General features: G+C 34.9%; 8 protein-coding genes. 5 read left to right on the top strand and 3 right to left on the bottom strand.

The genetic code is table 11. The features are described from left to right. The first annotated feature begins 84 nt into the window (after positions 1-84). A protein-coding gene (locus tag IC220_RS05590; RefSeq protein ID WP_369408768.1) for an IS5 family transposase occupies positions 85-805 on the top strand; the annotation gives its coding sequence in 2 pieces (ribosomal slippage) (positions 85-573 and positions 575-805; 720 coding nt in all). A gap of 204 nt (positions 806-1,009) precedes the next feature. Here the strand turns inward: IC220_RS05590 and IC220_RS05585 are convergent. From IC220_RS05585 to IC220_RS05575, 3 genes are all read right to left on the bottom strand, one after another. Next, positions 1,010-1,921: an RluA family pseudouridine synthase gene (locus IC220_RS05585; RefSeq protein WP_188153526.1), complete on the bottom strand. Its 912-nt coding sequence runs from the start codon at positions 1,919-1,921 to the stop codon at positions 1,010-1,012. A gap of 79 nt (positions 1,922-2,000) precedes the next feature. Continuing rightward, a complete protein-coding gene (locus tag IC220_RS05580; RefSeq protein ID WP_188153525.1) occupies positions 2,001-2,819 on the bottom strand; it encodes a 3'-5' exonuclease in 819 nt (272 codons plus the stop codon). Between the two features lie 68 nt (positions 2,820-2,887). Continuing rightward, positions 2,888-4,054: a multidrug effflux MFS transporter gene (locus IC220_RS05575; protein ID WP_188153524.1), complete on the bottom strand. Its 1,167-nt coding sequence runs from the start codon at positions 4,052-4,054 to the stop codon at positions 2,888-2,890. A gap of 246 nt (positions 4,055-4,300) precedes the next feature. On the opposite strand from IC220_RS05575, the gene ftsH reads away from it, so the two are divergent. The 4 genes from ftsH to IC220_RS05555 form a co-directional block, all read left to right on the top strand. Continuing rightward, a complete protein-coding gene (gene ftsH / locus IC220_RS05570) occupies positions 4,301-6,124 on the top strand; it encodes an ATP-dependent zinc metalloprotease FtsH (protein WP_188153523.1) in 1,824 nt (607 codons plus the stop codon). Between the two features lie 58 nt (positions 6,125-6,182). After that, positions 6,183-6,821, top strand: a complete 639-nt coding sequence (locus IC220_RS05565; protein WP_223158786.1) for an L-threonylcarbamoyladenylate synthase — start codon at positions 6,183-6,185, stop codon at positions 6,819-6,821. Then, the gene (locus IC220_RS05560) at positions 6,809-7,642 is read left to right on the top strand and encodes a DNA polymerase III subunit delta' (protein WP_188153522.1); all 834 of its coding nucleotides are present in this window, start codon (positions 6,809-6,811) and stop codon (positions 7,640-7,642) included. Before IC220_RS05565 ends, IC220_RS05560 begins: the two co-directional genes overlap by 13 nt. A gap of 237 nt (positions 7,643-7,879) precedes the next feature. Beyond that, the coding region (locus tag IC220_RS05555; protein WP_369408739.1) for a transposase at positions 7,880-8,014 on the top strand (135 nt) is incomplete at its 3' end.

The following is an 8,014-nucleotide window of genomic DNA, read 5'->3' as shown; positions in this document are numbered from 1 at the left end:
CTAGGCTCTGTGAACCAAAATTTGGCAAAATAAGAAAAAAGTGGTAGTTTAACCGTGAATAAATAAGGAGAAACTACCAAATGCATACAAGAAACAAAATGGAAACAAATTTTTGCAAATTTGAAAAGCGTAAAAGGAATACACAGTAAAAACGAAGATCGGCTAAGAAGGTTCATGGAATCAGTGTGGTACATGGCTCGAAGTGGTTGCCAATGGCGACTTTTACCAGAAATATATGGCAATTACAGAAGCGTACATAAGAGATTCAAAAAGTGGTGTGAAAAGGGAATTTGGGAAAAGCTGCTCAAATATACACAAGATCCAGATTTGGAAGTGCAAATGATAGATGGAACAATCGTCAGAGCACATGCTTGTGCGGCTGGATACAAGAAGGATACCGGAGCTCAAGAAGCACTGGGACGCAGCAAAGGTGGCTATACAACCAAAATTCACGCACTTGTTGATGCTCTGGGAAATCCGCTTAAATTTACTTTAACTGCTGGTCAAAGGAACGATATTACACAGGCTGAAGCATTATGTCTCAATTCAGTTGTGGTGGCCGATAAGGGCTATTGCTTTTATTGCGGGTCTTGAGAATAAAGGGTGTGAGGTTGTTATTCCTCCGAAGCGTAACCGAAAAGTGCAGAGGTATTATGATGAGCATATTTATAAAGAACGTCATTTGATTGAATGCTTTTTCGGCAAAATAAAACATTTTAGGCGGATTTTTTCAAGATTTGATAAGACTGCCACGGTTTATTTAGGCTTTTTAAACTTCGTTGGTGCCCTCATATGGCTTGCTTAAAATTTTGTTCACAGAGCCTAAAACTTTCATTTTATACGCTTTTTTTTGTTTTTCTACTTTTTTCCTCGTTTTGCAGGGGGTCTACCGATTTATGACGAGAAACGTTTTAGGAGAAACGCAGGCGAGCACTGCAGTTGAGAAACGTAGGCAAGTTTTGACAACAAAATTGCCATCAGAAATCGGTTTTGCAAGAGGTCTAGTGTTTTATGGACTGAGAGTTTTTATAGACTGCTCAATATGCTCAGAAATTGGGGCAGCAATAGTTATACTCTTATTATTTGGTAATCTTAAGGATAAAGAATATGAATGAAGGTGCATTTTATTTGTTATTCCATCAACAAAAGCTTTTTTGCCTCCATACTTACCATCACCAAGAATAGGGCAATTTATATGGGACAAATGCGCACGTAACTGATGGGTTCTGCCAGTAATGGGTTGCAATTTTAAGTAAGCAACATTATGTTTTAATTCTGCTATAATTGAAAAATGTGTGGTGGCACTTTGAGAGGAGCTTTCGTCTACAACCACTTTTTCTTGTCCAGCAATGTATTTCTTCACTAATGGATGGTTTATTATTCCATTATCTTTGCTTGGTATACCAGAAGTAAGTGCTAAATAAGTTTTCTTAATCTTTCGTCCTTTAAATTCTTCCATTAAATACTTTGCTACTCCAGCATTGCGTGCAAATATTATTAGTCCACTGGTATCTCTATCGAGTCTGTGTACAATTTTAAATATTTCTTTCTCTCGTATCTGATCGAGTAGGTCACTAATATTAATTTTTCCACCTTGAACGGTTACTCCTGCAGGTTTATTAATAGCCAATATATACTCATCTTCATATAATATATTTTCTTGTAACAATCCTACTAGCTTTGCATTTGATTTTGGTTTGTCATCACATATTTGGCTTTGATCAGAATTTAGGTGCTTTATTGTTATTATTTGACCTGAACTAATTCTATCACTAGATTTAGCTTTGTGATCATCAACCTTAATTAATCCCTTTCTTAAAAATTTCTCAATTATAGACTGCTTTAAGTGAGGAAAAATCCTTCTTATGTATCTATCCAACCTAACGTTATCATCATCTACTGATATAGTTTTTGTGTTCACTTTATTTATAGCTAAATACTATTTCGTTTTATATGTAGAATAAGCAATAGACCTTTTTTGAAACTCGCTTCAGAGATGTTCACAGATAAAAGCTTCCTTTACAAGTTATTTCCCACTCTTTTTTGAACTTTTGCAGGTATTCTTTTTTTTCACACTCTACAAGCAACTCTTCCATATTTTTATTATAACTTTCAGTGGTAATTCTACCTTGGTGATGCATAAATCTCAAGTAAATCAGATAAGTATTTATAACATCCGTTTCACAGTAATCTCTAATTTCTTGTATCTTACCACTATCATATAAGCTCGTAACCTGTGATCCATCAACTCCAATTTTACCAGGGAGATTAAATGCTGCACAGACTTCATTCATTTTGATCCTTGCAGAAGCCCCAAAGTCAGAAAGTAACTCGAGTAAATCACAATGCCAATCGCTACTGTATCTTTGACTGTAGCTGTTCCACTTATCTCCAGCTTTGTGGAAATATTCTGCCTGAATACCATGCACCATAGCTCGATACTTCAATACCGGTATATCGAAAGTACGTCCATTAAATGAAACTAACCTTGGCTTTTTTTCTGCTATATAATGAAAAAATCCTTTTACTAGCTCTTTTTCACTAGAATTTAGCGTTCCTCCAGATCTAATTTCCTGTAGTGTAAAAACTTCGTAACCACTCTGATAACTAATGTTGCAGAGTAAAAAGCTGATAACTACAACTTGATGAAACGGCTGACGTAAAAAATCATTTTGCCCATTTGTGACCTCAAGATGATATTTTGTCAATGCATTTCTCTTTTCTTCTATACTGCTGCTGTCACTAATATCAAGCAAATTTTTGCAGGAACTTACATCTGGTACAGTTTCAATGTCAAACACTAGTAAAGAATTAAACATATTATATAACCTTTAATTTTATTGATGAAGTTTCTTATGTGATATTATTCATAAATCAAAAAATAATTTTACTCAAAATTTTCAGATGACCGTAATAAATATATAGTAAAAACAAGTTCTAATATTACCGCAAATAAAATAAGTGAAGATACGCTAATTACTTGGCCATTGTAAATGTAACTCGTTGAACCTATGAAAACTGCCATCATGAAGGATCTGATACCTGAAATTGCAGATGAAGCTGTACCCTTGATTTCAGGAAAAGCATTCATCGTTGCATTAAAAACTACTGCCTGGCAAATTGCAGCACCAGTGGAAAAAATTATCATGGATAGAGTGACCGAATAAGGAGAATAAGGTGTAGCTATACTTGATGCCATAAGTAGTAAAGCACCAATAGTAATAATCATTGTACCATTAATTACGCACCATCTTGCTCCAAATTTTTGTAAGATCTTACCAAAAAATAAACTGGTTAGCGAAAAGGAACCTACTATCATACCTTGATGTAATGCATAAATTTTACTGGGTAATCCAAAAGTTTCCATATATAAAAATGGCCCACAAGTAATGAACGACATATACGCAGAAGGAAAGAGGCTTGGTATCAGAGACAACATGATAAATCTTGAGCTAGATAATAATTTGCTGTAATCCTGCGCCATCTTCTTTACATTGAAAGCTGCGCGGTCCTTTTTGGTCTCCGGCAATGTCAAAAGCAGTAAAATCCAAGAGATCAAACAAATTACTGCAACAGTTGCATAATTACCACGCCACCCTATAGCTTCATTAATGAAGCTTCCTAAAATAGGTGCTATTGCCATCACTACAGTTAAGGTTGCATTCATAATGCCTATAAATTTCATTGCTTTGACACCTTGATAGCTATCTGCAATAATGGCAAACACAACTACAGATGTGCTGGCACCAATACCTTGAACAAAACGAGAAACTAAAAGCCAATTAATCGATGGGGCAAATACACACCCTATAGCACCGATTAACAGCATCGCATTACCTATAATCATCATTTTTCTTCTGCCATAGCATTCAGATAATGGACCGAAAAATAATCCACCAATACAAAAGCCCAAGAAATTATAAGCAATAGTTAATTGAACTGTTCCTTCTGATACGTTAAAATAGCGCATTATATCAGGAAAACTAGGCACGGAAATGTCAATTTCAATGACCTCAGCAATTAAAGAGAGAATTAATATGAACAGCAATGGCATAAAAAAAAATTTAAGACAATATGTGAGTTACAAATATCATATTTAAAACATTAGACAAGGAACATTTTCCTCTGTGTAGGCTCCATATAAAAAAACTTTCTATCTTGATTGCACCTAAAATGTATTCACTATGCAGCAAAGCCATCCAGAATAGGGGTTAGTAGTAGTTAAATATACCAATTTTTTTAGCATGGCGTAACGAAAAAAAATTTGCTAAGCTTAACTAGTATTTAGTTAAATATTATAATGAAAAAATTCTTAGAAGGCTTTTTAGTATGGTTGGTAGTTATTGTTCTTATCTCAGTTATGTATATGCAATTTGCAGGAGATATAGGGAAAAGCAAAACTACAGTACCTTTTTCAGAGTTTTTAGATAGACTAGAAAGCAATGACATAGAGAGTGTTGTTTTAAAAAATCAGAGCATTGAAGGTAAATTTAAAGATGGTTCAAGCTTTAACTCAAGCGGTGTTATATATAACGACCTAATAAAAAGTTTACATGACAAAAAAGTCAACTTTTCCTTTATAACAGGTGAATCTGTTATAAATATTGTTGGCGGGCTACTTATTTCATGGATTCCTACATTTATCTTTATTGGATTACTGTTATTTTTTTTAAAGCAAACACAAGCAGGAGGCAATAGAACTATCAGCTTTGGTAAATCAAGAGCTAGGTTAATGACAGATAAAAAGAGAGTTACATTTGATGATGTTGCAGGTATAGACGAAGCGAAGGAAGAATTAGTGGAAATTGTTGATTTTCTAAAACAGAGACAAAAATTCCAGATATTAGGCGGGAAAATACCAAAAGGTTGCCTTTTGATTGGCTCTCCTGGAACTGGTAAAACTCTTCTTGCTCGCGCTATTGCAGGCGAAGCTAATGTGCCATTTTTTAGCATCTCTGGATCTGATTTTGTTGAAATGTTTGTCGGTGTTGGTGCAAGTCGTGTACGCGATATGTTTGATCAAGGAAAGAAGAATGCACCGTGTATAATTTTTATAGATGAAATAGATGCTGTCGGTAGACATCGTGGTGTTGGTCTTGGTGGTGGTAATGACGAAAGGGAGCAAACACTAAACCAACTATTGGTTGAAATGGATGGTTTTGAATCTAATGAAGGGGTAATAATAATTGCCGCAACTAATCGTCCAGATGTTTTGGACCCAGCGCTGCTTAGACCTGGCCGCTTTGACCGTCAGGTTACTATATCTTTACCTGATATAAGTGGACGTGAAAAAATATTGAATACGCATATAAGAAAAATATCGATAGCACCTGATGTAAATGTTAAAACAGTTGCAAAAGGAACTCCTGGCTTTTCAGGAGCTGATTTAGCAAATTTAGTAAACGAATCAGCACTTATCGCTGCCAGGAGGAATAAGAAAATTGTCACCATGGATGATTTTGAATACGCACGTGATAAAGTAATGATGGGTGTGGAAAGGCGCTCTCTCGTTATGACAGAGGAAGAAAGAAAACTTACTGCATATCATGAAGCAGGTCACGCAATAATTGCTGTTAACATGCCTGCTTCTGACCCTATACACAAAGCAACGATCATTCCAAGAGGCAGAGCTTTAGGTTTAGTTATGAGATTACCAGAAACGGACAGAGTATCTCTTACAAGAGAAAAAATGATAGCAGATATAACTGTTGCTATGGGTGGTAGAGTGGCAGAAGAATTAATTTTTGGTTATGATAAAATTACTAGTGGTGCATCTTCAGATATAAAACAAGCATCTGATTTAGCACGTGCTATGGTAACAAAATGGGGAATGAGTGAAAAAGTAGGCTTAATATATCACAATCGTGAGCACAAGGCTGATGTGACTTCCGAAGATACTATGAAACTTATAGATGAGGAAGTAAAAAAAATTGTCTCTTCATGTTATGAAAAAGCTCAAGATATCTTGACCAAAAAACGCAAAAACCTAGAGCTGGTTGCCAAAAATTTGCTTGAGTTTGAGACTCTGACAGGAGAGGAAATAAAAGACATATTAAAAGGTAAGAAGATTATTAGGGATGAAAACAAAAGTAATGAGGAAATAAAAAAATCTTCTCTCTATTAGATTCTAGTTTTGGTTTTAAAGTGTCAGAAAAGATGGAGAAGCAGATGGGAATTCTTGAATGTATCTGAATAACATGTCAACAACAAGATTACCATTAGAAGGCAAGAGGTCTCATACAATAAATGCAATACGAAATAATTTGCTAGTATGTTTTCCAACTGAAACATTATATGCTCTTGCCTGCAATGCATTAAGTAGTGAAGCAATACAAAAAATATATCAGATAAAAAAACGCCCTAAAAACAAGCCCTTGTCTATATTTGTTAATGACGTCACTGTCTTGAAAAAAATAGCGATGGTTAAAGAAAAATATGTTGATTTGGTGAACTACTTTTCTCCCGGACCAGTTACTTATGTTTTACCACTTAGAAATAATAACATGTTACCAAGTGAGTTTTTTAAGACAAGTGTAGGTATAAGAATTCCTAATCATCCGATTGCAGTTTCGATATTAAATAAGCTAGAAATGCCTATAATTGCAACAAGCATGAACATTTCAGGAGAAAGAAGTGTATGCCGAGCAAATGATATACCACAATCCATCAAACAACATTTATCTTGCATCATTGAAGACGACAAACTAGTTTCAGGTATAGAATCAACCATTGTCGACTTAACCACAGATGAGATTAAAGTTCTAAGAGAAGGTTCACAGGCTATAAATAACGCTATTCAAACCTGCATATGGAAAAGTTAGTAGGACATAATCAAGCCAGAGAGAAATTGATGAATAACTTATCTATTCAATCTTGGATAGTTTGTGGCAAAAGAGGCATAGGAAAAGCAACACTCGTGAAATCCTTCGCTCATTGGCTGCTTACAAAGAACTGCGATTTAGTAACACTAGACTTACACATAGTTGAAGGTGATACAATAGGAATAGATAAAATTAGAGAAATGAAAAATTTTCTGCATTTGAGCTCTATTCAATCAAAGTACAGAGTAGCTATCATAGATAGCTTAGAAGCAATGACTGATAATGCTAAAAATGCAATGCTAAAAATATTAGAAGAACCGCCGAAAAATTCCAAAATATTTATAATTAGCCATAGATCACACAATATACAAACTACCATCAAGTGTAGGTGTTTTCTATTAAATCTATTACCTCTGACTTATGGTGAAACCAAGCAAGTTGTTTGTTCACAATATAAACTTGATGATAAAATATTCGATGAGATGGTTGCTATATTTCCTGGGGCACCTGGAATGATAATAAATGCGATAAATAGCAATATACATGAACTATATAGACATTTTTATACGCTTTTACATAGTTCTAGCAATCCTGAAATAATCGATAAAATAATTAACAGTAATGTTGACCTGGAGATTGCATCTTATATCATAAGAACTCTTATTCTTAAGAGCATCAAGAAGAATACAGATAGTATTGAAGTTTTACTTAGCAAGTGGAAAAAGGTAGATGAACTTCTTGTTGCCGCAGGGCAACTTCACTTAGATAAAAAACATGTACTAGCTAATGTAATAAACATTGTAACATTAGCTCCCCTATGAAACCCCAACTTGTATCTTTAAAAAGTAAGGCATTATAGCTAAAGTGTCTTGCAGGGAAGGTGAAGCTGAACCCCAACTTATGCCAATAAGGCCGATCCATAGATTTTGCTCCCTTCCCAACATAGAGTTAAAAGACTGGACAGTATCTTTGGAATCATATCCCGTATAACAAGGTTAGGTAGTGTAGACATTCAAAAAGAAAGGAGTTATAATAACAATTTTTGAGAGAAGCTAAGGATGTTATACGACTTAAAAGATAAGCAATGGGAAAGGATAAAGGAGAGTTTACCCGGAAAGAAAGGGGATAGTGGAAGGAGTGCAAAGGACAACAGAAAGTTCATAGCAGCAGTGATGTGGATAGGGCGAACAGGA

Origin of the sequence: Wolbachia endosymbiont of Pentalonia nigronervosa (assembly GCF_014534705.1) — a bacterium.
Lineage (GTDB): Bacteria > Pseudomonadota > Alphaproteobacteria > Rickettsiales > Anaplasmataceae > Wolbachia.
Note: the sequence above shows the minus strand (reverse complement) of the source record. Positions and strands in the feature narration are given on the sequence as shown.

Bases quoted from the DNA above. Each gene is read 5' to 3' on its own strand.
- IC220_RS05565 (WP_223158786.1), top strand. From the start codon at position 6,183: ATGTATCTGAATAACATGTCAACAACAAGATTACCATTAGAAGGCAAG.
- ftsH (WP_188153523.1), top strand. From the start codon at position 4,301: ATGAAAAAATTCTTAGAAGGCTTTTTAGTATGGTTGGTAGTTATTGTT.
- IC220_RS05560 (WP_188153522.1), top strand. From the start codon at position 6,809: ATGGAAAAGTTAGTAGGACATAATCAAGCCAGAGAGAAATTGATGAAT.
- IC220_RS05580 (WP_188153525.1), bottom strand. From the start codon at position 2,819: ATGTTTAATTCTTTACTAGTGTTTGACATTGAAACTGTACCAGATGTA.
- IC220_RS05575 (WP_188153524.1), bottom strand. From the start codon at position 4,054: ATGCCATTGCTGTTCATATTAATTCTCTCTTTAATTGCTGAGGTCATT.